At 45.2% G+C, this 210-nt stretch carries 1 rRNA gene; it reads right to left on the bottom strand.

The features are described from left to right. Positions 1-113, bottom strand: a 23S ribosomal RNA gene (locus tag GM655_RS22685); the annotation flags it as partial. Positions 114-210 lie beyond the last annotated feature (97 nt).

Raw genomic sequence — 210 nt, forward strand, 5'->3', positions numbered from 1 at the left:
AATCTGCGGATCAAAGCTTGTTTGCTAGCTCCCCGCAGCTTATCGCAAGCTACTACGTCCTTCATCGCCTGTAATCGCCAAGGCATCCGCCATGTGCACTTATTCACTTGTCCCTATAACGTTAGCTCCTGCGACTAACAGGAAGCGTTTATAGGAATAAGAAGTACTACGTTAATGCGTTTGTTGATACATACAATCATTACCCATCGT

It is taken from the genome of Pseudoduganella danionis (assembly GCF_009720775.1).
GTDB lineage: Bacteria > Pseudomonadota > Gammaproteobacteria > Burkholderiales > Burkholderiaceae_D > Rugamonas > Rugamonas danionis.